The sequence below is a fragment of the Agrobacterium sp. rho-8.1 genome, assembly GCF_033957725.1.
Taxonomy (GTDB): Bacteria; Pseudomonadota; Alphaproteobacteria; order Rhizobiales; family Rhizobiaceae; genus Agrobacterium.
In genome coordinates, this window is sequence record NZ_CP192788.1 from 287,903 (window position 1) to 311,612 (window position 23,710).

The window sequence follows — 23,710 nt, forward strand, 5'->3', positions numbered from 1 at the left end:
GAAAATGGTCGACCGAGACAGGTCGAGCAGTCATTGGAAGGGATATGGGGAGCAATACAAAAAACTCGCGGACTGGGCAGTTATATAAAGACTACTACGGAGATGCCTACGATAAAAATTTTGGGGGTAAGTAATTGACGGTCAAATTGGTTCGCTCTGGGAAAAGTGATATGTCGGGAAATAAGATGTCATTGGAAGTTTTGCAGAATGTTGTTTCTGACCTTAACTCCAAAAATATTGGCACGAAGGACGCGCTGGAGAAGACATTCGGCTTCACGCTTACTCCCGATGGGCAAACCTCAGCGTTCGACCTATTTCAGGCTCGCGACGTAGATTTACGAGGTTTGCCGACTGATGAAATTTCCTATCGCGAGCCGATTGAAGGTTCGGGCGCAATCGCAGGAGCGATACTCATTATCCATCTAAAGTCTGACGCATGCTTTGATCTTGATGACGTTTTGGCTGCCTATCCTATGATGAAAATAGATGCTCCCCCATCTCCGGAAAACCCTAATCCGGTCCAGTATTTTAGCGAAGAAACGAGTTTGACATCGCTGTCCTTCGGATTTTCAACAGGCAGTGAAGCCTGCCTGAGAAATATTATTTTCTCCCTTAAGCGGTAATAGGTCGATTCCATGTCTGTCGACAATCACACACCATTCCCAGCTCTTGCTTTTCGCCAATACAACTTGGTCGGCGATCTTATGGGTGTGGTCGTCGCACGGGGAACATTCAAGCTGACCAATGGTGGTCCCTTGAAACTAGCGGACGAGCAACAACCTCTTGTCATGTCTGATGTCTACGATGGAGATCCACACCAGACGCCGCAGATGGCCTGCACAGACCTCGCACCGTTTAAACCCGGAACCGACGTAACCTTCATAGGTGCCGCTTTTCCCCCGAACGGCGCGCCCTCGTCATCATGGACATGTGGCCTGCAGGTTGGGCCCATCGAAAAACGTTTGCGTGTTCACGGCCCGCGTTATTGGAGGGCAAAAACACGTAAAACTTGGCGCGGGCTGATAGATCGCCAACAAGAAGATGCGTTGGACGGCTGGGAGCTGACCGCAGGGGATCCAGTGCCCTATGTCCCATTGGACTGGCGTTTGGCGTTTGGCGGTCGGCTGCAAGATGAAACGATAGAGGCGAATCCTGTCGGTATCGGCCTCGTGGACGAGACCCGCTTTAAAGAGCAGCATGACTGGCCTGCCCCACAAATCGAGGATGAGGCTGAGCCAATCCGTGCAGTTAGCGATAGGCCGAAACCTGCCGGTCTTGGTCCGATCTCTCCGTTTTGGAAAGATCGAGCTGACCTCGCTGGAACATACGATGATGAGTGGTTGCAGAGATGCCACCCACTTCTACCACCGGATTTTAACTACTCTTTCTGGCAAGCCGCTCCACGGGATCAAGTCACGGACCAATGGCTGTACGGTCACGAGCCTTTTGAATTACATCGTCTTCTGCCGGGGTTCGAGCGTTTAAGTGGGTTCCTGCCGGAAATCGTACCGATGATCTCGTTAGATCAGGGGGAGGGAATGGACGTCGGCCCTATGGTTTTGGATGGCGTACACTTCGATATGCGCCCTGGCGTTGGCCGCGTTTTCTTAACTTGGCGTGTCGGGTTTCCATGGCCTGATCGGCGCGGTTTACCAATTCTTTCTTTGCATCGAAAAAGGGAGTCCGCCTAGTGCAAACGACCCCTATCACCTTGGATCGGCGAGATGTTACGGCTGAAGCGTTCAGCACAGGTGCAATTGGAAGAAATAATCTCGTTACAAACCAACCTGTTTACTGGAACCGCGGCGGTAATCACTTCTATCAGGCTAGAGACCCTTACGATGTAGATACGTACGTAGAGTTTCAAGACGAAGCACTTGAAAAGAAACTTCGCGAAGATGAAGTGGCCAAAGCCAAACAGCCCCCTCCGACCGCTCCTGACCCACATCCCCCGGAGCTAGTCCCTGATGAGGGCGATGTCTACGCCGTTTGTCTTTCACCGGATGTCTGCCGCACACCTGACAAGCCCATTCCATATATGAGTTGGGGCAAGGCGGATGACAAGACGAACTACTCTCCAAACGTCCGCTCCAACGGCAAGGTGATCAAGCGGCACGATTCGAAGTTTTCCTGCTGCTATGGTGACGAGCCCGGCATAGGGAAAGGTGTAAAGTCTGGTACAGTTGAAGATGTCGTTGAGCCAGTTACGTCGTCGGCTATCGTGCGAGCAAATGGCATTCCGGTGCAACGCCATTCCGATCGCTGCACTCTGAATAGCGGTAATTGTCCCGGAGAGTATATCCACGTCAAATCTACGCAAACCTCTCCGGCGCCGGATGGAAACGATGAGCATGATAAAAGTAAAACCCGTGAAGAGCAGATCGCGGATTATGCCGCGTCCAAGGGCTACAAACGTGCGGATGATGGAGGCTGGAACACAAATCCGAACGGCGTCGGCTGGGCATCTAACGATAAACTCGGCGAGGAAATGGATTATGTGAACAGCGGAAAAGGTAATGTACAGCCTTTCTCGCTTGGCTCTGGCCCGTCTGAAATTAAGCCATATGAGCCGTCTTGGACAGAGAGTATCAAAAGCTCTGTCCAAGATAGATTGATGTCGTGGGGTGTAGATCGATACCAAGCGTTGCAATGGGGTGAGAAAGTCAGCGGTATCGCAGGTTTCGCTCCCGGTGTTGGAAACACGCTTTCAGGGAACGAAGCATATCGTGCCTACGCTTCAGGCCATCCGATATTGGGCACAATACATGCGATAGGCGCGATACCGATTCCTGGGGCGGCAAAGGTCGCCGAGAAGCTTGGTGTAAAGGCCGCTGAAAAGGCAGCCGTTGATGCTGCGGAGGAAGCCGCCGAAACAGCAGCAAAAAATGTTAAAGGCGCCAACAGAGCTGTAGCGAGTCTTGGTGGAGAGGGGGGTGCTAGAAGCACTCGGCGCGTTAGCCTCCGCAGACAGTATCTTGGCAACACACCGTCCAAGACATCACGTACCGGCAACGAAGTCCGAAAGAGAACGCGTAAGGAGGGTTTGTTACGCACGAACCGCAGAGGACAGGATGAGTTTTTTGACAAGGAAAACAATGTGTGGAGACCTGTGGACTCACCCCAGACACATATGGGGCATAATCCCGTAGACGCCGTTGATTATTGGAACACTACTGGACGCTTCCAAGGTGCTCGGTCACAAGAAGTTCGAGATTGGATGTTGAACTCTGACAATTATAGGTTTGAATGGGGGCCATCAAATTCGAGCCGTGGAGGCCAAACCCCATCTCGGTATCTGCCGCCTGCAAATTGAGGATCATATGACCAGAAAGCCCGAGATAGAGAAAGACGTAAAAGCTCAAATTGACAACCTGTTAGAGTTGTCCGGCACGAGATTCCAGGACGGCGATCTTGCGGTGTCCATTCAACTAGGGTTGCAAGCTTGGGAGCTAATACCGGAACCCAAGGAAACGTGGGATTATTACCCTCAAAGCCTTTCAGCTAGTTTTGTCCAAGACTACGTCGATCTCGGTGATAAGGACAATGCTTCAAAATGGATCGATATCATGGCGAAAATGTACGGCGATCCAAATCATGAGGATCATCTTGTTTTGATGACTGAAGGTGAAGCTATGTACAAACTTGGAGACAAAGAGAGAGCGTATTACGTGTTTTCAAGAATATATGAGTTGTTTGGAAAGCAAGGATTTGCTGGGGAACAAAAACAATATTTGGAATTTTATTTGAAAGAGAAGGCAAACAGTGAGTAAAAATCAAAACGAACTCCCAGATGACATTTACCAAGAGGTAGTTCGTCTTTCAGCAATAGGTGACGAGCATATCGAGCTCGGCTCCTCAACTGAAGCGATAAGTGCCTGGCAACAGGCGCTTGACCTTTTGCCAAATCCGAAACGAATATGGGATGCGTCAGTTTGGTTAAATGCCTCAATCGGAGACGCGTTTCTTCAGCTTAATGAATTCGACAGCTCATTGTTGTCATTTAGAGAAGCAGAATCAAGCAGTGATGGATTTTCCAATGCGTTCGTTCAATTCGGACTCGGAGCCTCTTTTTATGAGTTGGGGCTCACTGATGAGGCAAAGGATCACCTACTACGCGCGTATATGTTAGAAGGTGAGGAGATATTTGGTGAGTCAGACCCAAAATATCTTTCATTTCTAGTGCATGAAAAGCTCGTGTAATCCCGCTTTAGTTGGTGACATGGAATGAGCGGATTAGGCAGCTTCGAAGACGCAGTAGAAATCCTCGACGCCAAAAAATCACAAGCGGATTTTTTTGGCCCCGCAAGCCAAGACGATTTACTGAAATCCTCTGAGATGATCGGGTTAAAGTTTCCACCAAGTGATGAAGCGTTTCTCAAACATCTTGGAGTAGTCGCATTGAGCGACGCTGAGTTTTATGGGATAATTGCAAATAAAGTCCCCGGCACTTGTGTGTCAAGTATGACGTGGCGGACATTAGACGACAGAGAGTCTGCTGGGCTCCCTCACCATCTTGTACCTATTATGAGCAGTGGGTACGGCCCTATGTTTTGCTTTGATGCGTCGAATAGGTCAAACGATGGAGAATACGCAGTAGTTTTGTGGTCGCCATCTAACGACGAAAGCAACCCGCCCGAACTGATCGCTTCGGTGATTTTTTCTTGAATGAAATAAAAACTCGTATTCAAACGTAATCGAAGTCGGCATAGGCTGAATTACTCGTATGCACGACCAGCATTCGGCGAGGGGCGCCAATGTTGGTCGTGTCACATTAAGGTATACCCTAACGTGACGGGCGGCATGTTACTGTTCTTGGTGTAACATCTGGGTTGACAGCGACTATTTGTGACAGGGTAGCCTGAGGCCTAAACCTTGAGGTTACAATATGGCTCGCATCGGTTACGCACGCGTTAGCACCATTGATCAGGATTTGGAGGTTCAGCTTGAGCGGCTTCGAAATGAAGGCTGCGAGATCGTTCGCTCGGAAAAGGTATCCGGCGGCGCTCGCGAAAGTCGGGTAATCCCCCCGCAAATTAACGGGCTTCAAAAGTAGAATTTTCTCGGGCTTTATGATCGAGGAGATTTTTGATGAAGACGAGCAGATTTAGCGAACCGCAGATAATGGCCATCCGGCGGTCAGGCAGAAGGAGGTGTTCCCGTTCCCGAGCTATGCCGGGAGCACGGGATGAGCACGGCCTCATTTTACAAATGGCGGGCCAAGTATGGGGGCATGGACGCATCGATGATCAGCCAGATGAAAGCTCTGGAGGATGAGAACCGTCGGCTGAAGAAGATGTATGCGGAGATGAGCATGCAAGCGGAACTGCTGAAGGAGGCTTTGGGAAAAAAATGACGCGGCCATCTCAACGCCGAGAGATGGCCGGGAAAGCAGTGGCATTACGCGGGGTGAGCATTGCGCTTGCCTGCCGCACCTTCCAGGTCAGCGAGACCTGCTATCGCTACAGCGCCAAGCTGAACGACGAGAACGAGCAGATCGCCGATCTCCTGATCGGGCTGACGCGGGCAAAGAAGACTTGGGGCTTTGGCCTGTGCTTTCTATACCTACGGAATGTCCGAGGACATCGCTGGAACCACAAGCGTGTCTACCGCATCTACCGCGAGCTGGAGTGTAAGCCCACGGTGAGGGCCGTCTTGCGAGGTTGATGCGAACATCGGAAGTCCTAGTGCAAACACTAGGAGTAGTCCTATGACCAAGCATCCGATTGAAGTGATCACGTCTGTCGAGCGCCGTCGGCGCTGGTCTCGCGAGGACAAAGAGCGGCTGGTTGCAGCCTGCCTTGAGCCTGGTGCGGTTCTTTCCGAGATTGCCCGTGCGGCCGGCATCCACGTTAGCCAGCTCTTTCGGTGGCGCAAGGAACTCTGCCGGATCGAGGAGCCGTCGAAGCAGGTATCGAGCACCTTGGTGCCCGTGATCGTTTCGGAGGCCGCGCCGGCAGCCCAGCCCGCCGCCTTAGAAGCGCCAGCCCCATCGCAACCCCGTCGGAAGCGTAGCGATGTGACGATTGAGCTGGGCCGCGATCGCCGTGTCCGCGTGGACAGCGACATAGACGCGGAGGCGCTTGGCCGCATTCTCGATTGTGTGCTGGGGCGACGATGATCCCTGTTCCTGCTAGTGTGAAGGTCTGGTTGGCAACCGGCCATACGGACATGCGCAAAGGCTTTCCCGGTTTGTCGCTGATGGTGCAAGAGACGCTGTGACCTGCCACTGAAGTTTCATCCGGCTGCGATTAGAGCCTCGGCGGTTTTTGATACGCCAAATGGCGCGGTGGGAGCAACCGGCGGCAACGCGAAGCTTCCACTTTGCGTAGCGTTGGAGCCGGTTGCGGCGATGATCCCGGCATAGTCCGCCGGGGTCTGGTATCCGAGCGATGAGTGCGGCCGGAAATTGTTATAGTCGTCGGCCCATTCCGCAATGGCGCTGCGGGCATGATCGAGCCCAAAGAACAAACTTTCATTGAGCAGTTCGTCGCGCATGCGGCCGTTAAAACTCTCGACATAGCCGTTTTGCATCGGTCTTCCCGGCGCAATGTAGTGCCACTCAACCTTATGATCCTTTGACCAGGCAAGGATGGCATTCGAGGTTAGTTCGGTCCCATTGTCTGAGACAATCATGCCGGGCTTGCCCCGTCGCTCGATAAGCGTCGTCAGTTCTCGCGCGACACGGCGGCCGGAGATCGATGTGTCCGGGATCGCCGCCAGGCATTCGCGCGTGACATCGTCGACCACATTGAGGACACGGAAGCGTCTGCCGCAGGCGAACTGGTCGTGGACGAAATCCAGCGACCAGCGGGCATTTGCCTTTGCTTCGACGAGGATCGGCGCACGCGTACCGACAGCACGACGCCTGCCTTTCCGCTTGCGCACGGAAAGACCTTCCTCGCGATATAGCCGGTAGATGCGATTGATACCAGACGGCTCTCCGTCTCGTCGAAGCAAGACGAACAATCGACGATAGCCGAACCGGCGGCGCTCATTGGCCAGATCGCGCAACTTCGCTCGCAGCTCTAACTCAGGTGGTCGACTGGATTGATAACGGACCGTCTTGCGGTCGGCAGATATGATCTGGCAGGCCCGCCGCTCCGAAAGCCCCATTGTGACCTTCAGATGCGTGACGGCTTCACGCTTGGCGGCAGGCCCTACCATTTTTTTCCAAGAAGCTCACGAAGAGCGGCAACATCCAGCATCTGCTCGGCCAACAACTTCTTCAGCTTTGCATTCTCGTCCTCAAGCGCCTTCAGACGCTTGGCCTCCGACACCTCCATGCCGCCGTATTTGGCCTTCCAATTATAAAAGGTCGCCTCGGAAATACCGTGCTTGCGGCAAAGATCAGCGGCCTTAACGCCCGCCTCCTGCTCCTTCAGCACACCAATAATCTGCTCTTCCGTAAATCTCTGCTTCTTCATAAGTCCGTCCTCGATGAGCCGGACTATAATCGAATCTGGAGGAAATTCTCAGTGGCAGGTCAGCTGAAGCGCGATCCGATGTGCGGGCATCTGTTCGTCTTCCGGGGTCGTGGCGGCGGCCTGATCAAGGTCATCTGGCATGATGGCCAGGGAGCATGCCTGTTCACGAAGAAGCTGGAACGGGGACGCTTCATATGGCCGTCGGCGGCCGATGGGACGGTCGTGATTACGCCGGCGCAGCTCAGTTATTTGCTGGAAGGTATCGACTGGCGGATGCCAAAAAAAACGTGGAGACCGACCTCAGCCGGATGAGCAAAAACGCTGGAATCGCTGGATAGAATATGATTCCATCAGTCCATGAACGATACGGCCGAACAGCTTCCCGACGATCTTGCCAGCGCACTTGCGGCCCTGGCGGCGGAGCGTGCCCGGCGTGTTGCTGCCGAGGTAGAAGCAGCGACTGCCAAGGCAGAAGCCGCCAGTGCAAAGGCGCTCGTGTCGCACTCCGAGGCGCTGATCGCGCGGTTGAAGCTGGAGATCGAGAAAGTCCGCCGGGAGCTTTATGGCAGTCGCTCCGAGCGCAAAGCGCGGCTTCTCGAACAGATGGAACTGCAGCTCGAGGAACTGGAGGCTGATGCTGGCGAAGACGAGCTCGCGGCGGAGATGGTTGCCAAGGGCTCGACCGTTAGGGTCTTCGAGCGCAAGCGTCCGTCACGCAAGCCGTTTCCCGAGCATCTGCCACGCGAACGTGTCGTCATTGCTGCCCCAACAAACTGTTCCTGCTGCGGCTCGGCCAAGCTTTCGAAGCTCGGTGAGGATATCACAGAGACGCTGGAGGTCATCCCGCGTCAGTGGAAAGTCATTCAGACCGTGCGGGAGAAGTTCTCCTGCCGCGAATGCGAGAAGATCACGCAGCCGCCAGCACCCTTCCACGTGACGCCGCGCGGCTTTGCCGGCCCGAACCTTCTGGCGATGATCCTGTTCGAGAAGTTCGCCCAGCATCAGCCGCTCAATCGCCAAAGCGAGCGCTATGCCCGAGAGGGGATCGACCTCAGCCTGTCGACGCTTGCCGATCAGGTCGGCGCGTGCGCCGCGGCCCTGAAGCCAATCCATTCGTTGATCGAGGCCCATGTCCTGGCCGCCGAGCGACTGCATGGCGACGACACGACCGTACCGATCCTGGCGAAGGGAAAGACCGATACGGGCCGCATCTGGACCTATGTCCGGGATGACCGGCCGTTTGGCGGGCTGTCACCGCCAGCAGCTCTGTTCTACGCGTCGCGAGACCGGCGACAAGAGCATCCCGTACGCCACCTGAAGGCCTTCTATGGCATTCTGCAGGCGGATGCTTATGGCGGCTACAATCCGCTGTTCAAGGTAGATCGCGATCCCGCGCCTCTGCGCCAAGCACTCTGCTGGGCACATTCACGCCGAAAGTTCTTCGTGCTGGCCGACATCGCCGCGAACGCCAAACGTGGCAGCAAAGCTGCGCCGATCTCGCCAATGGCATTAGAGGCCGTCAAACAGATCGATGCCCTGTTCGATATCGAACGGGAGATCAACGGTCTTGCCGCCGAGCAGCGTCTGGAGCGCCGCCGCAAAGACAGCCAGCCACTCGTAGAAGAGCTGCATGACTGGCTCCAAACCGAGCGGGCAAAATTGTCGCGCAGTTCTCCCGTCGCCGAGGCGATAGATTACATGCTCAAGCGATGGGATGGCTTTACGTCATTCCTCGATGACGGTCGGATTTGCCTGGCGAACAATGCTGCCGAACGAGCGCTCAGAGGCTTTGCACTCGGCAGGAAGTCATGGCTGTTTGCCGGATCGGATCGTGGTGCTGAACGTGCGGCGTTCATGGCGACACTGATCATGAGCGCCAAGCTCAATGACATCGACCCGCAGGCCTGGCTTGCAGACGTCCTCGCCAACATTGCGGACACGCCGATCAGAAGGCTTGAGCAACTCCTGCCGTGGAACTGGACACCCAAGACGCTGAGTGCTCAGGCGGCCTGACCTGCGGCCTTCGCCGGATGCTTACGCTGGAGTTGAACCTCAGGATCAAGCCACGCAAGCGTTTGAAGCGGGACAAGCCCGATGCGTTGACCGTGCCGGAAGCTCCGAACCTGGTCTGGTCCATGGATTTTATGGCGGATCGTTTGGAGGACGGTCGGCAATTCCGACTGTTGAATGTCCTGGACGACTTCAACCGGGAGGGGCTGGTATCGAGGTGGACTTTTCGCTGCCTGCTGAACGCGTCATCCGCAGCCTGAACCGGATCATCGAATGGCGCGGTAAACCGTTCGCCATTCGTGTGGATAACGGGCCTGAGTATGTCAGTGGCAAACTGATGGAATGGGCCGAAACGCAAGGAATTGCGTTGAGCCACATCCAGCCCGGAAAGCCGCAACAGAACGCCTATGTCGAGCGCTACAACCGCACCGTCCGACATGAATGGCTTGACCAGTACATCATTGAAAGCATCGAGGAGGCGCAGGAATTCGCCACGCAGTGGCTATGGACCTACAACAGCGAACGGCCCAATATGGGCATCGGCGGCATAACGCCTGCACAGAAACTAAAAATGGCCGCGTGAGTTCTACTGCGGAGCCCCGTTAAGAATGGGGGGATTACCAAACCATACGCTCTTCGCAACGTTGCGCAGTTGATCGAGCTTTCGAAAGCCTTCAGAATACTGCAGCAGGATCTGCTCAAAAAGCCGGGCGAAGATCGCGATTTTCTCAATGATGCTTGCGTCACCTGCCGGGCAGAGGATGTTTGGCATTCTGACGCTCGACCTCCAGCACGACGAGCAGGCTGTGCTTTCGGCCGTGGATATCGCCTTTAAGTTCGGGGTTCCGACCAAGACCCATGTTCTGAACCTGCCGCATTGCTTGGTTGACGGTAAATCTACTACGCCACCGACGATCGATACGTTCCAAGCCCTCACATCCCCGGTGGTATCGTCGTCATGGACAATCTACCTGCCCACAAAAACGAGGATGTCCGCCTCGCCATCGATGTCGCCGGATTTAGCTTGCTGCTCCTGCCGCCCTACGGTCCTGCAACCCGATCCAAAATGCCTTTTCCGAGCGGAACGCAACGTAGAGCAAATGCCGAGCGTTCCATGAAGACCTGTGAACACAGTTGGCGAAATCATCGTCGTCTTCACACCCCAAGAATGCGCACATTACTTCGCTGCCTGCGGATAGGAACCGGAATAATACGGACGTGCTCTCAATGGGAATGTCCTAATCGGCATTTTCATAATACCTAGTGAGATTTCCACCCAGAAAGGAATTGGCGAGGGGCCGGTAAGACTTGGCGAGGCTCAGGGCAACGTCGTCATTTTGCAAGAAGAGGTACGGTTCAAGCCAGGCGATCTGAAAAGCCTTCAACTTTTCTTTACGGGTCTGGAAGCTCTGTTTTGTACCGGCAATATCCGCGACGATTTCAGGATTTGCTAAGGCAGAAATCGTGAAGTCGACTATCGTGTCGAGCTTGCCGTCACATACGCTCAAGCTGTCAGGTCTTGAGGGATAAAGAATACGCGCTGTCATCACGATGGGGGCGACGGCGTGCAATTGATAGTGAAGCGCTTTGTCCTTGCGTTTCATTTCCTCAGGTAAACTGCCGTTCTGGCCTGCCGAGCAGATCAGCATCTGATTTGTCTGCGCTCCCCAGTCCATGAGGTTTTGCCGCCCTGTTATTGCACCCACCTGCGCTGCAGCGAGGCCCGCCCATGCCCGGTGATTGTTCCGGGACGCCATCGGCGGGGCTTTCGTATCAAAATAGACGATCTGTTTTTCTGTGAGTGTGACCAACCAGTCCTGAATGGATTTCTCATTTGTGGCGGAAGGTTTTTCGACAGTCAAAGCTCTGGCATAGGCAGCCGAGATACCGGCAATTCGCGAGGAGAGCGCGAGATGCGCATTCATCGTTTCGGCTTGCGTTAACGCACCAGCCTGTGCCCAGCTTGCCAAGCTGCTAAAAATGCATTCTGCCGCAGCGCTGGCCTTCTTTTCGTCCAGTGTTTTATTGGCCGCATCCGCCAGATTGCGAATGAAGCCGTCGATCGGCGCGAGCGATTTTTCGACTTCGGCATTCAGTTTCTCATCGATTTCCGATCGTGACTTGTCATCATCCTTGTATCGCGAGGGCAGGTCGATATTCACGACGGGCTGCACAAGCGTGGCGCACTCTTCTGCCGCCGATACGTTGTTTTGGAAAAAGCAGGTGCCTAAACCCACGGCGAGCGCCACATATTTGAGGATAAATCCGGTCATAGTACTGTTCCTCAATTGATCTTCGCATTCATGCCTGCAAGCATTTCTGCTGCTTCGTCACTCCCGAGATCGGATGCTTTGCGCAACCAGATACGGGCGTCATCGAGAGAAACGGGCCCGCCAATTCCGTAGGCGTGATTTCGGGCCAATATCAGCATCGCTGGCACATCGTTGAAACTCGCGGCCGCTACAAGCAACATCTGCGCCTGTTTGACATCTTCTCCGGGCCTCGGTTCCGCCACGATGACCTTGGCATATTCTCTCATACCACCCGGATCGCCGCTCTCTGCCGCAGATTTATAGATGGTATGGAGATCGAGCTTGGACAGCACAAGCGAGCGCACGGGTGCGTTCATTTTCTTGATCCGTGCGACGCGCTCGTAAAGCTGGTCAGGCGTGGCATTTTTTACGGAGGACAAAACGACATTGGCGGCTTTGTCCTTCGAGTAACTTTGCTTTGCAGGGTCTGAGTAGTGGCTCAACAGAACCATTTCGGCTTTTATATCACCGAACCGCACCGCGTCTTCGTAAAGAGCGAGCGCTCTTTCAGGAATGTTCTTTCCTTGTCCATCCGATGCGAAGTCTCCAAGAAGTCTGAAGCGCCAGCCGCGACGTTCGGTCAGTTCATTCGCAACGGTCATCCAGCTTTCAGCTTTTGTGCGGTCGATTGGCACATAGGCCTTTGCCAACGCAAAGCTGTTTTCGAAGTTGCAGTCCATGACGGAGGACGCCATCGACAGAAGTCGGTTTTTTTCAACGACGGAGTCTTCGGCTTCCGCAGCAAACATCAACGCGGTCGCATCGCCATTGGTCGAGATGACACTGATATATTGTGCATAAACACTGGTTGTACCGCGCAATGACGCCAAGGCGCGCATGGCACGGCCATTGCCTTGCGCGCTTGCTTTGTCCAGGTAACTCAGTGCCAGTTCTCGCAGCGTCTCGTTTTCGGGAAGGTTAGCGATGACGGCAATGGCAGAGGCAACCTGGGTGGCGACCGATCCGGTTTCCGCAGCCGAAACGTATAGTTTCAGGGCTTCCTGCGTCATTTTATCGTTTGTTGAGGCAGCCAGCAACAGCTTGGCATGGCCAACGCCAGCATCACCATCGGCTGCAACCTTGGCCGTCCATTCCTTGACCGTAGCGTCATCGGCACGAGTCGATTTGAGGTAATAGAGATAGGCAGCCAGTGCATCTGCCCGACCATAAAGCGCCTCTGACTGTAAGGCTGCAATTTCAACCGCATCGGGACGGCGCACCAGCTTTACGATACGCCAGAGCGGCCAGTTCGCCGAGGCATCCTCGTCGTTCATCTGTTGCCACTTGGCAGCTTCCTGAAAATCGGGGCCACCCGGTTTGCGGCAAAGATAGGCTGCCTTCAGATCATTGACGGTGCCGGTCACACCAAAATTCTCAAGCACCGAACGAAGCAAGTTTGTGGCCTCATTGAACCGACCAGGCTCGTCGACGTGTCGCAGACGCATTTCCGCGAGGCTGTGCATCGATGTGACATCGCGCAGCTTTGCCCCTTGTTCAAACAGGGCGGTTGCCTCTGCTTCACCCGCCCATTGCCCCTTCTTTTCAAGGGTCAGATTCCCAAGTCTCGAAAATGCCCATGCGGGAGGCTGAGGCAGTTCCGACAGCCTGCGTAACGTTTCCTCATAGGCCTCGATGGAGCGGAGATTATCGGTATCAGCCCGATAAAGAGCAGCCAGATGGGTCAGGCTGGCGCGGTTGCCTTCATCCGCAGCCTTGATGAAATATTGGCGGGCAAGCGCTTCGTCCTTTTCGACAATGGCCCCTGCACTATAAATCTTGGCCAGTTCCACCATGGCCGGTATCATACCGCGGTCCGCCGCCATTTTGAGATAACGCAACAGAATGTCGTTATCCTTCTCGATAGCCGTACTTTCCATGTGGTAGCGGGCGACTTTCCAAGCCGCCGTCCCGTCACCCAAATCGGCTGCGACCCTCAGCCATGCCTCGGCAATGTGACGATCCGCAGCAACGACCTCGCCCTTCTCAAATTCGCGCGCGATACGCCCTATCCGCTCGCAAATTCTGTCGTCCAGCTTTCCGACCATCGAGCCTAGCGCCATGGTGATTGCCAATGACGGCTCCATATCCCAGCCGGGTGTCGGCTTCCCATCCAGTTGCGCCTTCGCCAGCGTCAGCAAGGCATCGGCATGCCCGTTCGATGCTGCCCTTACGAGCAGTTTTTCGACTGCCTCTTGCCCGCCTTGATCCTTTACGATGCCGCCCGTGATGAGGTCCGCCGCCATTTTCATTTCACGCGCCGACATGCCGTTGCCAAGCTCGAAAAGCTTTTTCAGGAGGCCGGACTGCTCAAGTTCTGTGATTTTGCTCGCACGCAGGTAAAGCGAGATGCGTTCCGCCGTAACGTCATTGGCAGACAGATCGCTCCGCTCGCCCAGACGCGCAATCATGCTATCGACAATCTGGAAATTACGCGTCGCGTCCATGTCGCGCAGGCGTTGAGCCTCGCGCAGGATGATCCAGCCTTTCGTGGTCGGCAGCGCCTTCTGGTCCCAGGACGTCCAACGCTTCATGATATCATCATCGGTTGCACGCTGAACACAGATATTTGCGGGCTCCACCGCCGGAGGCAAAAATTCGATTTTAAGCGGCTCTGACGGCGCGGCCCATCCGGTTGCAGTCGAAACCGCGAGTATGGCCGAAGAGAGCAGGAAGCCGATCGTGCGATGGTTTCTGGAAGAAAAAGACATGAAGGCCTCCTATCGCTGCAAAAGGTTGTTTTCGAGTGCGACGGCGCTGTAGCGACCATTTGCGCCGGTGATGACGATCGAGTAGGCCGCCTTGCGCTTGAGATCGATCGTCTCGGTCTTCGCAACAGCTAAACCGTCTTTTTGTATCTCGAAGGCCAGCGACAGCGGCGCCTTTAATGCCACATCCTTGCTCTCACCCGCCGCCACGCCTTTAAGCGCGACAGCCTTTGCTGCGGGTACAAACAAGTCAGCGCTGGCAAGGTCGCTCAGATTGTAGAGATAAAGCTGCGCCTTCGCCGGGTCGTTTTTGACCGCATCGCTAAAAATGCGCTCACCGTTCATCCCCATCGTCATGGTGTAATATTTGCCAGGCTCGGCCGTCATCACCGTACTTTGTCCACCAGAGGAAATCTCGACGGGGCCGGCATCGACATTCACATAGGCTGAGACACCTTGCGTCGGCACGGATTTCCCACCGATCGTCGCGGCTTGTTGATCAAAGCTTACGACCCGTACAAAGGAAGCTTTGGGATCGGCCGCCTTGCCATACAGTCCGGCATCCTGTGCGTGACCAACCGTCACGGAAAACCCTGCGATGAGGACGGCGATAGAAGACATTGTTTTACTGTTCATGTCAGTTGTCCTTTGTGCTGGCCGAGTGGCAAATGCTCACACCGGCACTTTCGGGAGACAGGGTGTCGAACGTAATCTGGACGTTCTTGACGGATTTGGATCTGGCATCGAAGGGGAAATAGTAGCGCCCACTTGATGCCGCGCGAGCAGGACGTGAAATCTGTGTTTCAATGACGTCGCCGTCTTCAAGTCCGACACGCAGCATGGCTGAACGGCTATTCTCATTACCGGCATAGGCTAGAATGACAGACTGGCCTTCAAGACTTTCGGGCCGCAGTGCTACGTCGAGTACATTTTCGGTCGACGTGGAAAATTCCGGCGATACCCCGCCATCGCATACTTTGACTGCGGCAGCGGCAAGCTCCCGCAAAGGCGCATCTCCGAATTTACCGAGATTGTTGTAGATCGGGTTTTCCCAGATCAGGAAACGCGGCCGCTTTTCTGCAAAATTCAAAGAGGTAATATATGCGGTGATGGACCCGAACTGGTTTCCGCCTGACACCGCATAATTGTTGACGGATGTTCCCAGTTCTTGGGAGAGAAAGCCCGCAAAATTTGCCGGAGCGAGATCGGAAAAGCTGGTACCAACAAGCGCGACCTGCTCCCCTTCATCCGTATTGCCGAAAATATCCAGCTGCGCGCTACCTGACGCGATGACTTCCGTCGTTTCGAAAGCGTCCATTTCAGCAGCTGGCAAAGAAGACACGCACGATGCCTGAAGAAAACGTCGCATGGTGGAGATAATCTGCTGGCGACCGGCAGGCTTCGTTTCGAACGTCGCGTTCATCAAGCCGTCTGCGCCGGGCAAAGCCCTTATAGTCGCGGCGACTTCGCTTGCGGCGGCTTGCGCGCCCCATGCTGTCCAGTGAAAATCTGCTTGCAGGAACGGCGGATGCTTGCGGTCATTATTTTGAAGGGCTTTGAGGACATCGACCGTCACCACCCCGTTACGGCGCAATTTTCCAAGCGTTTCGTCATAAGCGACCTTGGCGATATCGTAATTGAAGCCCAACTCGTAGGTGCGATCCGGTAGATACTGCGGCATCGTCAGGCTTTTGGTGGGGATCGGAACATAGATCAGCGTGGTACCATTGGCTTCCAGCGCCCTTGCCAGTTCGGCCAGTTGCTTTGCGGTATGCTCGCCCAACTGATGTTGCATCCGGATGTCGGCGAGTACGCGGAAAAAATATCCGTCCTTGCCTTCCACGGATGCCACGAGAGGATCTTCTTCCAAACCCGTGCAGCCAAAATCCGAAGCAATGACCGGAGTTGAGAAAAAAGCCATGCACATCAAAGAAATGATGAGCGGTGTATGAACGTTCAAAATGCTATTCATTCACATCTCCAGACGTCGGAGTTTCCGTTGCGACAGCGAGCTTGCGTCGGAGCGCGCCAGCCACACTCTGGGTCTTCAGGTCGCTAGAGCGTTCAGCAACCACGAGATAGGCTTCGATTTCACTGCGTTTGGCGGTGGTTCCACTGGCCGAGATAAGGCTGATCGCCTCTTCAAGCGCGGCAGTGGCATTTCCACGATGGGCAGCGCTGGCGCGGAACTCGGCATATTTTGCAAGGCTGTTTTCGAAAGGTGTACCGGAGCGATAAGCGGTCATAAGCCCTTCGAACGCGGCCTCATCGCCACGCGCGGCATGCGCCCGCAAGGCAGATTCAGCTGCATCGAGACGCTTCTGATTGGCAGAATCCGGCTGTATCTTGCGCACCAATGCAACAAGCGGCTTGACGGCGCCCGAACGACCGGCAGCGGCAGCCATGGTGAAATAGTGCAGGGAATCTTTTGCAAATTCCGGTTTTTGATAAAGCTGCTTGGCAACCAGCAAGGCTGCGAGACTATCCCCGCGATCTGCTAGAACCTGAAGTTGCCGGTAGGAGATGCGCTGGTTTTTGACCATGCGTTTACGGGCATCCCGCAACTCCGTTGTGGGAAGCTGGTCAGTGCGGGTAATGCCGGAGATAAAACCAGCCTTCCGGCGCGGTTGGGCGTTGCCATCGGACACTGCTCCTAAAATCACGGCAGATGCCAGGAATGCGACGCTGCAAATCCGAATGCAGGGAGTGTCAAAGCTTTGCATGGCCGACCTCCTTGGCTGCTGACGCGTCAGCCCAGAGCTTTGCATCGGTCAGAAAACGGACCGGAAACTCCCACAACACGGTTTGTGGGAGAGATTCAGCGTTCTCCAGAGAGGCAAGATAGTGGCGCATGGGCGCCACAGGCCCTTGGCCAACCAGCGCGGCATTGGCGACATCCAATCCGCTCTGGAATGAGAGAAAGGATGCGAAGGACCAGAGTTCGTTTGCACTGTAGCTTGTGCCGACGAGTGCTACGGGAATGCTCGTTGCATTGCCGAAGATATCATCGACCGGCTGATCACCCGATTTCTGCGCCAAATGATAGGGCGTCACAGTCTCGCTTCCGAGACCGACGAGCGACGCAAAAATACCGCCGGTGACGTATTTGACCAGATCTCCCTCGATACGGTCCTCGGCGCCTTCCAAAATCTCGTAATGTCCGGACGTCTCCCCAAGCACCTGTGTCGCAACAGCACCTGCGACTGCCTGTGCACCGGCAGGTGTCCAGTGTGTGTCGGTCTTCAAAAACACTTGGCGATCCTGCCGCGCGGACATCAGAACCGAGCGAGTATCGACGGTCTTGACGCCCCGAGCCTCGAGTCTTGCCCTAAAATCATCATAGAGTTTCTGGCTGTAGGAAGAGGCTCCGGCCTGCTCCACCTCATCTGAGTAGACATCGTTTTTGGCTGGCAGCGGAACCATGGCAAGCTGCACGCCTTTTTCGCCCAAGGTCTTGGAGATCGTTACAATCTGTTCGACGGAGGCCGTCACATACGCATCGATATTAGCCGGCGAACGGAATTCCTCATCCGTGAAGAGGTAGCCGTCTTGTCCAGCGACAACGCCTCGCCGCCCTTCTCCTAGTAAAATGTACCGGGCGGCGCCGATCATTTCAACTGCGAGCTGCCGATGCGGTAAACCGTCGCGATAGAGTTTCTCCAGATGAACCGTAACGCCACCATTCAAAACCGATGTGAGAGACAGATCGTTCTCAAGATGGGCGGGCTGCAAGCGCTCCGGCATGCCGAAGTTGGCGAAGGCTGCATAGCCAAACAGCGCGGCAGGTATCAGAAGCTGGATTGCAAGAGACGAACGAATAGCCGTCATGGTCTGGCTCCTAAAATTGGAAATAGAGGAAGGGGGAGTAGGCACTGTCCGCAAGCTTCAGAACCGTCACGACACCCAGCAGAAGGATGGTCAGGGGCAGGGCAATTGACGTCTGCATGACCATTGTCCCATCGGAGCTAAAGGTGACGTCCTGCTCAGGCTGGAAGAGATCACGCAGCCACGGCTCGAATGCTGCAACCGCTGTTGCAACGACAAGCATCAGCAGCGCTTCGCGGGTGAAGGCGAGAGACAGAGCGGAGGTCAGTGGCAGACCGTTGAAGCCGAGCATGCCGGTATAGACGTTCGCCGCAATCGACAGATTTTCCGCCCTGAAGACGACCCAGCCGACCAAAACAAGCAGCAATGTCAGTGGTAAAGAAACCCAGTGACGTGTGGCTTGTTTGTCCCAACCCGTTGCCCGCTCGATCGCCAGCAAGCCGCCATGCCAGGCACCCCAGATCACGAATGTCCAATTGGCGCCATGCCACAAGCCACCCAGCAACATGACCAGGAAAAGGTTGACGTAGGTGCGCAGAGGCCCAAGCCGACTGCCGCCGAGCGAGATGTAGAGATAGTCACGCAGCCATGTCGAAAGGCTGATATGCCAGCGACGCCAGAATTCCGTGATGCTGCGGCTCGTGTAGGGCATGTCGAAGTTCTTGACGAACTGAAAGCCAATCATCAGGCCAAGACCGCAAGCCATGTTGCTGTATCCCGAAAAGTCGAAATAAAGTTGCAGCATGTAGGCAATGGCACCCGTCCAGGATTCGACGAGAGTCGGCGATGGGTCAGAAAAGACGGCATTCGCAAGCGGTGCGATACTGTCGGCGATCAGCACCTTTTTGGCGAGACCAATCGTGAAAAGCGCTGTTCCATCGGCAAATTTCTGAAGGCTGTGCTCACGATGTTTGAACTGACCGGCAAGATCGCGAAACCGCAGAATAGGTCCCGCGACCAGCTGCGGAAACAGTGCCTTGAACGCCGCAAGATCGATAAAATTCCGGGTTGCAGGCGTGTCGCGCCGATAGACGTCAATGAGGTAGCTGACAGACTGAAATATATAAAAGGATATGCCGATCGGCAGAATGAGCCGCCAGTGAAAGCCCATTGCCTCAGGCGTCGTTCCGCCAAGGGCTGCAATGCTATCCATGAAGAAATTGAGATACTTGAATATCCCGAGGACGAGCAAACAACCCGTGATGCCAACGACCATCAGAGGTTTCGCCAATGGACGGCCAAGATTTTTCTCGATGAAAATTGCGAAAAAATAGACCCAGACGGTCGTTGCAAACAACAGGCCGAGAAAGTCGACCCTCCACCATGCGTAAAAAACGTAAGAACCGATCAAGATCGTGAGCGAACGAAACCGCGGCGGCGTCAGATAGTAGGCGATGAGAAAACACGGTAGGTACATGAAGAGGAAGATTTCGGAAGAAAATACCATTTCAACCACCTATCGTTTTGTAGCAGGCCGCGAGACCGAAAGCGGAGAAAGATGCCAGTTGGACGGTGGCAGGCCTCTGCTCGCCATTCACAATGAATGCGGAGTTCGGCTGAGCATCGTTTGCGTTTAGGTATCGACCCGTCGCACCTGCCATTTTGCCTGCGAACAAGCGTGGCCACTGCGCGGAGAAGTCGTTAGCTGCGAGCCGTAAATCACCGTGCCCGTCAGATCGGATACCGGTGGCGTTTCGCGAGAAGAGATTGTCGTGAATGTCTGTCGACATCGCTCCAGCCTGTTCCTCAAGCGAAATGCCATCGTGATTTTTGACAATGGAATTTCCGAAAATTTCAACGCTCAAACTTCCCTCAGCACGAATGCCACTGAGTTTGTTGCGGGCAGTAAGGTTATCCGTAACGATACTGCAGCCACTTCCCTTGATGACGATGCCGGAAAGTTCGCTTTTCTCGACGCGGTTGTCTTGCACGTGAACGAGAACAGAACCGTCATCCACGAATATGCCGTGGCCTTGACTGGCCATGATATCGTTGCGTTGGAGCTTTACGTTCTGGCTGCGGCTCGTAATCCGGATGCCATGTCCTTTTGACATGCTTAGGTTGTTGTTCAGCACATTCACATTGGATGTCGACTGCACAACAATGCCGGAAGACCGCATGCCGGTAAGGCTGTTGCCATCGATGACACTGCCGTTCGCCTTGACGAAGCTGAGGCTGACAAGGTTGGATATGGTGTTGTTCGCGACCTGAATATTGGGTGTGGAGAGAGAGAACCCACGCCCAAGAAAGGACAGCCCCGATGCTTCCGCGAACGACCCAAAACCGAGATTGCTAATGTGGCTGCCTTTGATTGACGCACCGCCTTCAGCAACGGTGAGGATGAACGGCCTGAAGGGATTGCCTTGCTGCAAGGACGCGCTGGCGTCTATCGAAGCCTCTGTGATTATCAACGTTCCAGCGTTGAGGATGAGTGCTGACTTCGCTCCGTTGAGAAGAAGCCGTTCGCCCTTCCCGATGCGAAGTTCTGCGCCTTTCCAGATCACCAGCGGTGCCATGATCTGAAAAATGTCATCCCGTTTTTGAACCGTGCCCTCCAAGTGTTTTCCGGCAGCGATAACAACCAGGTCGGATAAGGTGAAAATACCGCTCTCGATCACAATGGCCGTGATGTTTGGATCGACGTGTTTTTCGAGTTCGCCAAACAGCCCCTGACTTGCACCGACCGTGGCAATAGGTATGACCGTGCCGAATTTTGCGGTGCTAAGCCGTTGTTGAGATGCTGCTGGTATCGGCAAAGTGCTTGTCGCATCCGTGGCCCGAGATGGCTGCGGTGAAACGGCAGAAAAAGTGGCACACAAGATCAATGCCTGGATCAGAGCTTTAGACATAATCTTCCACTCCAATCGCCTGCTGCAAAGCGCCCACCGACATTGTGGGAAGCGGCAATTGCTGAATAGAAGGTTTGATCTCGCAGGTGATTTCGATGAGTTCGGCAGGCAAGTCGGAATAATTGCTGACCAGCGCGTAATCGGCACTGAGGAACATTTCAGCGCTGCCTGCGTGAACCGGCATACCCATAGCGCCCGACTTCAAGTGAACCGTGCCGCTTAAAACCGTGACGATGTGGCTTCGATTGGAGCCCCCCAGAATGCGAGCCTGCTTTCCAGGTGCAATCGTCAGCAAATTCATAGTGACACCGTTTGCGGTGTGAATGGACTTGAACGTTCCCCATTCCATGAACTGGTTACGGTGGGTGCTGACTTCCGAACGTTTCGACAGGACCAGTTTTTCGACGATTTTCTTGACGTCCTGTGAGCGGTGCTTCGAGGCAATCAGAACTGCATCATCGGTGTCCACAACGATCACATCCGTCATACCGACGACCGCAATGAGCCGATCCCCTCCTCTGACTAGGGAATCCTGCGTGTCGTGCATCACCACATCGCCGGAAATGACGTTACCGTTTTCACATTTCTGACCGATGGAGTGCAGCGAATTCCAAGCCCCGACATCGTCCCATTTGATGTCGGCTGGTGCGAGCGCGATATCGGTTGTCCTCTCGAAGATTGCTTTCTCCGTTGGCAGGTTAAGGGCCTTCAGAAAGCTCTTGGCCGAAAGAGCAATGCCACGGTTGCCGGACAGAGGTTCCGCATCATTCAAAGATGTCTGCAACGCTTCGTAAGTGGCAGGGTCATGCAAACGGTACTCGCTAACGAGCTTGTCGGCGCGAAACATGCTGATGCCGGACGCCCAATATGCCGAACCCGTTTCGAACAACGAATGGGCAACGCTCAACTCGGGCTTCTCGATAAAGCGCTCGACCCGGTGAAGACCTGGATAATTATCGAAAACGCCCCCATCCATGATGTACCCGTAACCGGTTTCAGCAAATGTCGGGCGGATGCCAAATGTGACGATCAAGCCGTCAAGCGCTGCCTTGTGCATCGACTTTACAATGCCGTTGAGATCGCCCTGAATGACATGATCCGAGGGAAGAACGACAATGACAGAATCCGGCTCCGCACCAGCCACGTACATGGATGCGGCCAGCACTGCGGGACCGGTGTTACGAGCCATCGGCTCGGTGATGATATGCGCCTTGCACTGGATCTCGGCCAGTTGGCGGGATGCCGTCTCCAGATGGCGCTCGCCAACAGACACGATCGGCGTTGCAAACATACCGCCACGGTGGCGCTGGACGGTCTGCTGAAAGAAGGACATGGAGCCCTTGCCTTCAATCGACTGGAACTGTTTGGGCTGTTCCTCGCGTGACATCGGCCACAGCCGGGTTCCTGAACCACCACAAAGAATCAGAGGATAGATTTTGGAGGTTTTCATGGTCATCGTTTCCAGTTGCTGATTGGCGCGATCAACCGCGTACCCGCATCGTTGATCGCGGCGAGCCAGGTGGGCGTTGTATCGATGGACACGCGCACCGGCTTGTTGGCGTTGGAAGGTTGAATGGCTGCTTCAGGCTTTAGCGTGACAACCATCGTTGGGGAGGGGTCGACGTTCGCCCCCTTGGATTTCACATTGTTCAAACGAGCGGGCAGGACGGTGCCATCCGCCATGGTCATCTTGATAGCAGCATCGTCGGATAGCGCATTGAGGTCCTTGGACGAGAAGCGGGCCTCGACCACCAGCGTATCGCCAGCGCTGCTCAACTGCGCCACGGGATCCCCTGCGAGAACTGTTGCACCTTGATCAACGTACTGATCTCTCAACGTGCAGTCGCATGGCATCACCGCCGTGACCGATGCTCCGGACGAACTTTCAATCGTATAAAGCGGTTGATTGATCGCCGGGTTGCTGGCGAAGAAGGAGAGCTGACCGGATGCCGTCGCACGCAACACCGACCCGTCCCACACTGCGAGAGCCGGCCCGTCGATATTTTGCTGGTAGACTCGATTGGACACCAGCGCCGAAGCGCCGAAAATGAAAAGAACGGACGCGACGGCGGAAACGGTGATGCCCAGCAGCTTGCTCAGCAATCGACCGGACGTCATATGAGCGCTCGCGCCACCAGCAGTCTTCGGCAGTCTTGACTTGGCTTGCAACATATCATGCAGGTTGACGACATCACCTGCCAGCCAGGCGTTCAGGATGTAACGAAGCTGAGGCATGTGAGGGCCTGCGGGCTCCGAAAAGGTCAAGGCGAGCTGTCCAGTCTCTGAATCTGCCGCATCGACGATGACGGCGATGGGAAGTGAAAAGACAAACGCGCCGAAGTCGAAACGGAACATCGCCAGACGTGCTGCCTGCGTCAGCCCCGGGGCAGCAAGGCCACTGACCTTGGCTTGCGCCATGGACACCGAAATACCGTCATAGCTCCGACCATCGATGACGACGCTGAAAGGAAGGTTGATGGAGGGGTGCTCATTGCCGGAATGCAAAGCCGATGCCGCTTCCGAAAAAACCTCTTTTGACCGCTCTTGGCCAGTGTGCTCGATCGTAGTCATGCGCGTTCCTTGTT

The 23,710-nt window shown here is 54.9% G+C and carries 22 protein-coding genes and 4 pseudogenes; 14 read left to right on the forward strand and 12 right to left on the reverse strand.

Annotated elements, in window-relative coordinates:
- The first annotated feature begins 185 nt into the window (after window positions 1-185).
- The 10 genes and pseudogenes from RMR21_RS01480 to tnpB (RMR21_RS01525) all read left to right on the forward strand — a co-directional run bounded on the left by RMR21_RS01480 (window position 186) and on the right by tnpB (RMR21_RS01525) (window position 6,219).
- On the forward strand, window positions 186-623 hold the full coding sequence (locus RMR21_RS01480; RefSeq protein WP_498668966.1) for a hypothetical protein: 438 nt from the start codon (window positions 186-188) through the stop codon (window positions 621-623).
- Between the two features lie 12 nt (window positions 624-635).
- Window positions 636-1,691, forward strand: coding sequence for a DUF2169 family type VI secretion system accessory protein (locus tag RMR21_RS01485; RefSeq protein WP_498668968.1), 1,056 nt, complete (start codon window positions 636-638; stop codon window positions 1,689-1,691).
- Window positions 1,691-3,313, forward strand: a complete 1,623-nt coding sequence (locus RMR21_RS01490) for a PAAR-like domain-containing protein (protein WP_498668969.1) — start codon at window positions 1,691-1,693, stop codon at window positions 3,311-3,313. Before RMR21_RS01485 ends, RMR21_RS01490 begins: the two co-directional genes overlap by 1 nt.
- 7 nt (window positions 3,314-3,320) lie before the next feature.
- On the forward strand, window positions 3,321-3,770 hold the full coding sequence (locus RMR21_RS01495; RefSeq protein ID WP_498668970.1) for a tetratricopeptide repeat protein: 450 nt from the start codon (window positions 3,321-3,323) through the stop codon (window positions 3,768-3,770).
- Window positions 3,763-4,200 carry a tetratricopeptide repeat protein gene (locus tag RMR21_RS01500; protein ID WP_498668971.1) on the forward strand — a complete coding sequence of 146 codons (438 nt, stop codon included), beginning with the start codon at window positions 3,763-3,765 and terminating at the stop codon, window positions 4,198-4,200. Before RMR21_RS01495 ends, RMR21_RS01500 begins: the two co-directional genes overlap by 8 nt.
- A gap of 24 nt (window positions 4,201-4,224) precedes the next feature.
- Window positions 4,225-4,665: an SMI1/KNR4 family protein gene (locus tag RMR21_RS01505; protein ID WP_498668972.1), complete on the forward strand. Its 441-nt coding sequence runs from the start codon at window positions 4,225-4,227 to the stop codon at window positions 4,663-4,665.
- A gap of 220 nt (window positions 4,666-4,885) precedes the next feature.
- Window positions 4,886-5,017: pseudogene (locus tag RMR21_RS01510) on the forward strand (recombinase family protein); the annotation flags it as partial.
- 71 nt (window positions 5,018-5,088) lie between these two features.
- Window positions 5,089-5,628 (forward strand): annotated as a pseudogene (locus RMR21_RS01515) (transposase); the annotation flags it as partial.
- A 79-nt stretch (window positions 5,629-5,707) separates the two neighbouring features.
- Window positions 5,708-6,118 carry an IS66-like element accessory protein TnpA gene (gene tnpA / locus RMR21_RS01520; RefSeq protein WP_498667442.1) on the forward strand — a complete coding sequence of 137 codons (411 nt, stop codon included), beginning with the start codon at window positions 5,708-5,710 and terminating at the stop codon, window positions 6,116-6,118.
- Window positions 6,115-6,219, forward strand: coding sequence for an IS66 family insertion sequence element accessory protein TnpB (gene tnpB / locus RMR21_RS01525; RefSeq protein ID WP_498668973.1), 105 nt, complete (start codon window positions 6,115-6,117; stop codon window positions 6,217-6,219). Before tnpA ends, tnpB (RMR21_RS01525) begins: the two co-directional genes overlap by 4 nt.
- A gap of 15 nt (window positions 6,220-6,234) precedes the next feature.
- On the opposite strand, the gene RMR21_RS01530 is transcribed toward tnpB (RMR21_RS01525), so the two are convergent.
- Window positions 6,235-7,424, reverse strand: a protein-coding gene (locus RMR21_RS01530) for an IS3 family transposase (RefSeq protein ID WP_498668974.1) whose coding sequence is annotated in 2 segments (ribosomal slippage) — window positions 6,235-7,172 and window positions 7,172-7,424 — 1,191 coding nt in all. Because the reading frame shifts where the segments join, the coding sequence is not laid out codon by codon here.
- A 51-nt stretch (window positions 7,425-7,475) separates the two neighbouring features.
- Between RMR21_RS01530 and tnpB (RMR21_RS01535) the strand changes: the two genes are divergently transcribed.
- From tnpB (RMR21_RS01535) to RMR21_RS01545, 3 genes and pseudogenes are all read left to right on the forward strand, one after another.
- Window positions 7,476-7,736 carry an IS66 family insertion sequence element accessory protein TnpB gene (gene tnpB / locus RMR21_RS01535; protein WP_498668975.1) on the forward strand — a complete coding sequence of 87 codons (261 nt, stop codon included), beginning with the start codon at window positions 7,476-7,478 and terminating at the stop codon, window positions 7,734-7,736.
- 45 nt (window positions 7,737-7,781) lie between these two features.
- Window positions 7,782-9,437, forward strand: a complete 1,656-nt coding sequence (tnpC, locus tag RMR21_RS01540; RefSeq protein WP_498667440.1) for an IS66 family transposase — start codon at window positions 7,782-7,784, stop codon at window positions 9,435-9,437.
- 26 nt (window positions 9,438-9,463) lie between these two features.
- Window positions 9,464-10,017 (forward strand): annotated as a pseudogene (locus RMR21_RS01545) (integrase core domain-containing protein); the annotation flags it as partial.
- 3 nt (window positions 10,018-10,020) lie between these two features.
- Here the strand turns inward: RMR21_RS01545 and RMR21_RS01550 are convergent.
- Window positions 10,021-10,206 carry a hypothetical protein gene (locus RMR21_RS01550; protein WP_498668976.1) on the reverse strand — a complete coding sequence of 62 codons (186 nt, stop codon included), beginning with the start codon at window positions 10,204-10,206 and terminating at the stop codon, window positions 10,021-10,023.
- A gap of 168 nt (window positions 10,207-10,374) precedes the next feature.
- Here RMR21_RS01550 and RMR21_RS01555 point away from each other — a divergent pair.
- Window positions 10,375-10,633, forward strand: a pseudogene (locus RMR21_RS01555) (transposase); the annotation flags it as partial.
- 39 nt (window positions 10,634-10,672) lie between these two features.
- On the opposite strand, the gene RMR21_RS01560 reads toward RMR21_RS01555, so the two are convergent.
- The 10 genes from RMR21_RS01560 to RMR21_RS01605 are packed head-to-tail and all read right to left on the reverse strand — an operon-like array spanning window position 10,673 to window position 23,696.
- Entirely contained in the window at window positions 10,673-11,707 is a 1,035-nt protein-coding gene (locus RMR21_RS01560; RefSeq protein WP_498668977.1) for an alginate lyase family protein, read from the reverse strand.
- Between the two features lie 11 nt (window positions 11,708-11,718).
- A complete protein-coding gene (locus RMR21_RS01565; protein ID WP_498668978.1) occupies window positions 11,719-14,454 on the reverse strand; it encodes an SEL1-like repeat protein in 2,736 nt (911 codons plus the stop codon).
- 9 nt (window positions 14,455-14,463) lie between these two features.
- A complete protein-coding gene (locus RMR21_RS01570) occupies window positions 14,464-15,087 on the reverse strand; it encodes an alginate O-acetyltransferase AlgF (RefSeq protein WP_498668979.1) in 624 nt (207 codons plus the stop codon).
- Between the two features lies 1 nt (window position 15,088).
- Window positions 15,089-16,423: an alginate O-acetyltransferase AlgX-related protein gene (locus tag RMR21_RS01575; RefSeq protein ID WP_498668980.1), complete on the reverse strand. Its 1,335-nt coding sequence runs from the start codon at window positions 16,421-16,423 to the stop codon at window positions 15,089-15,091.
- Window positions 16,416-17,174 (reverse strand): hypothetical protein, encoded by a 759-nt coding sequence (locus tag RMR21_RS01580; protein ID WP_498668981.1) that lies wholly within the window; start codon window positions 17,172-17,174, stop codon window positions 16,416-16,418. Before RMR21_RS01580 ends, RMR21_RS01575 begins: the two co-directional genes overlap by 8 nt.
- Entirely contained in the window at window positions 17,161-18,279 is a 1,119-nt protein-coding gene (locus tag RMR21_RS01585) for an alginate O-acetyltransferase AlgX-related protein (RefSeq protein ID WP_498668982.1), read from the reverse strand. Before RMR21_RS01585 ends, RMR21_RS01580 begins: the two co-directional genes overlap by 14 nt.
- A 10-nt stretch (window positions 18,280-18,289) precedes the next feature.
- Window positions 18,290-19,723: an MBOAT family O-acyltransferase gene (locus RMR21_RS01590; RefSeq protein WP_498668984.1), complete on the reverse strand. Its 1,434-nt coding sequence runs from the start codon at window positions 19,721-19,723 to the stop codon at window positions 18,290-18,292.
- A 1-nt stretch (window position 19,724) separates the two neighbouring features.
- Window positions 19,725-21,125, reverse strand: coding sequence for a right-handed parallel beta-helix repeat-containing protein (locus RMR21_RS01595; protein ID WP_498668985.1), 1,401 nt, complete (start codon window positions 21,123-21,125; stop codon window positions 19,725-19,727).
- Complete coding sequence (locus RMR21_RS01600) at window positions 21,118-22,575, reverse strand: mannose-1-phosphate guanylyltransferase/mannose-6-phosphate isomerase (protein WP_498668986.1); 1,458 nt, start codon at window positions 22,573-22,575, stop codon at window positions 21,118-21,120. Before RMR21_RS01600 ends, RMR21_RS01595 begins: the two co-directional genes overlap by 8 nt.
- Window positions 22,576-22,577: 2 nt before the next feature.
- Window positions 22,578-23,696, reverse strand: coding sequence for a hypothetical protein (locus RMR21_RS01605; protein ID WP_498668987.1), 1,119 nt, complete (start codon window positions 23,694-23,696; stop codon window positions 22,578-22,580).
- Window positions 23,697-23,710 lie beyond the last annotated feature (14 nt).

Excerpts from the sequence above, each read along its gene's own strand:
- RMR21_RS01480 (WP_498668966.1), top strand. The coding sequence starts at position 186 with ATGTCATTGGAAGTTTTGCAGAATGTTGTTTCTGACCTTAACTCCAAA.
- RMR21_RS01485 (WP_498668968.1), top strand. The coding sequence starts at position 636 with ATGTCTGTCGACAATCACACACCATTCCCAGCTCTTGCTTTTCGCCAA.
- RMR21_RS01495 (WP_498668970.1), top strand. The coding sequence starts at position 3,321 with ATGACCAGAAAGCCCGAGATAGAGAAAGACGTAAAAGCTCAAATTGAC.
- RMR21_RS01505 (WP_498668972.1), top strand. The coding sequence starts at position 4,225 with ATGAGCGGATTAGGCAGCTTCGAAGACGCAGTAGAAATCCTCGACGCC.
- tnpA (WP_498667442.1), top strand. The coding sequence starts at position 5,708 with ATGACCAAGCATCCGATTGAAGTGATCACGTCTGTCGAGCGCCGTCGG.
- tnpB (WP_498668973.1), top strand. The coding sequence starts at position 6,115 with ATGATCCCTGTTCCTGCTAGTGTGAAGGTCTGGTTGGCAACCGGCCAT.
- tnpC (WP_498667440.1), top strand. The coding sequence starts at position 7,782 with ATGAACGATACGGCCGAACAGCTTCCCGACGATCTTGCCAGCGCACTT.
- RMR21_RS01550 (WP_498668976.1), bottom strand. The coding sequence starts at position 10,206 with ATGCCAAACATCCTCTGCCCGGCAGGTGACGCAAGCATCATTGAGAAA.
- RMR21_RS01560 (WP_498668977.1), bottom strand. The coding sequence starts at position 11,707 with ATGACCGGATTTATCCTCAAATATGTGGCGCTCGCCGTGGGTTTAGGC.
- RMR21_RS01565 (WP_498668978.1), bottom strand. The coding sequence starts at position 14,454 with ATGTCTTTTTCTTCCAGAAACCATCGCACGATCGGCTTCCTGCTCTCT.
- RMR21_RS01570 (WP_498668979.1), bottom strand. The coding sequence starts at position 15,087 with ATGAACAGTAAAACAATGTCTTCTATCGCCGTCCTCATCGCAGGGTTT.
- RMR21_RS01575 (WP_498668980.1), bottom strand. The coding sequence starts at position 16,423 with ATGAATAGCATTTTGAACGTTCATACACCGCTCATCATTTCTTTGATG.
- RMR21_RS01580 (WP_498668981.1), bottom strand. The coding sequence starts at position 17,174 with ATGCAAAGCTTTGACACTCCCTGCATTCGGATTTGCAGCGTCGCATTC.
- RMR21_RS01585 (WP_498668982.1), bottom strand. The coding sequence starts at position 18,279 with ATGACGGCTATTCGTTCGTCTCTTGCAATCCAGCTTCTGATACCTGCC.
- RMR21_RS01590 (WP_498668984.1), bottom strand. The coding sequence starts at position 19,723 with ATGGTATTTTCTTCCGAAATCTTCCTCTTCATGTACCTACCGTGTTTT.
- RMR21_RS01595 (WP_498668985.1), bottom strand. The coding sequence starts at position 21,125 with ATGTCTAAAGCTCTGATCCAGGCATTGATCTTGTGTGCCACTTTTTCT.
- RMR21_RS01600 (WP_498668986.1), bottom strand. The coding sequence starts at position 22,575 with ATGAAAACCTCCAAAATCTATCCTCTGATTCTTTGTGGTGGTTCAGGA.
- RMR21_RS01605 (WP_498668987.1), bottom strand. The coding sequence starts at position 23,696 with ATGACTACGATCGAGCACACTGGCCAAGAGCGGTCAAAAGAGGTTTTT.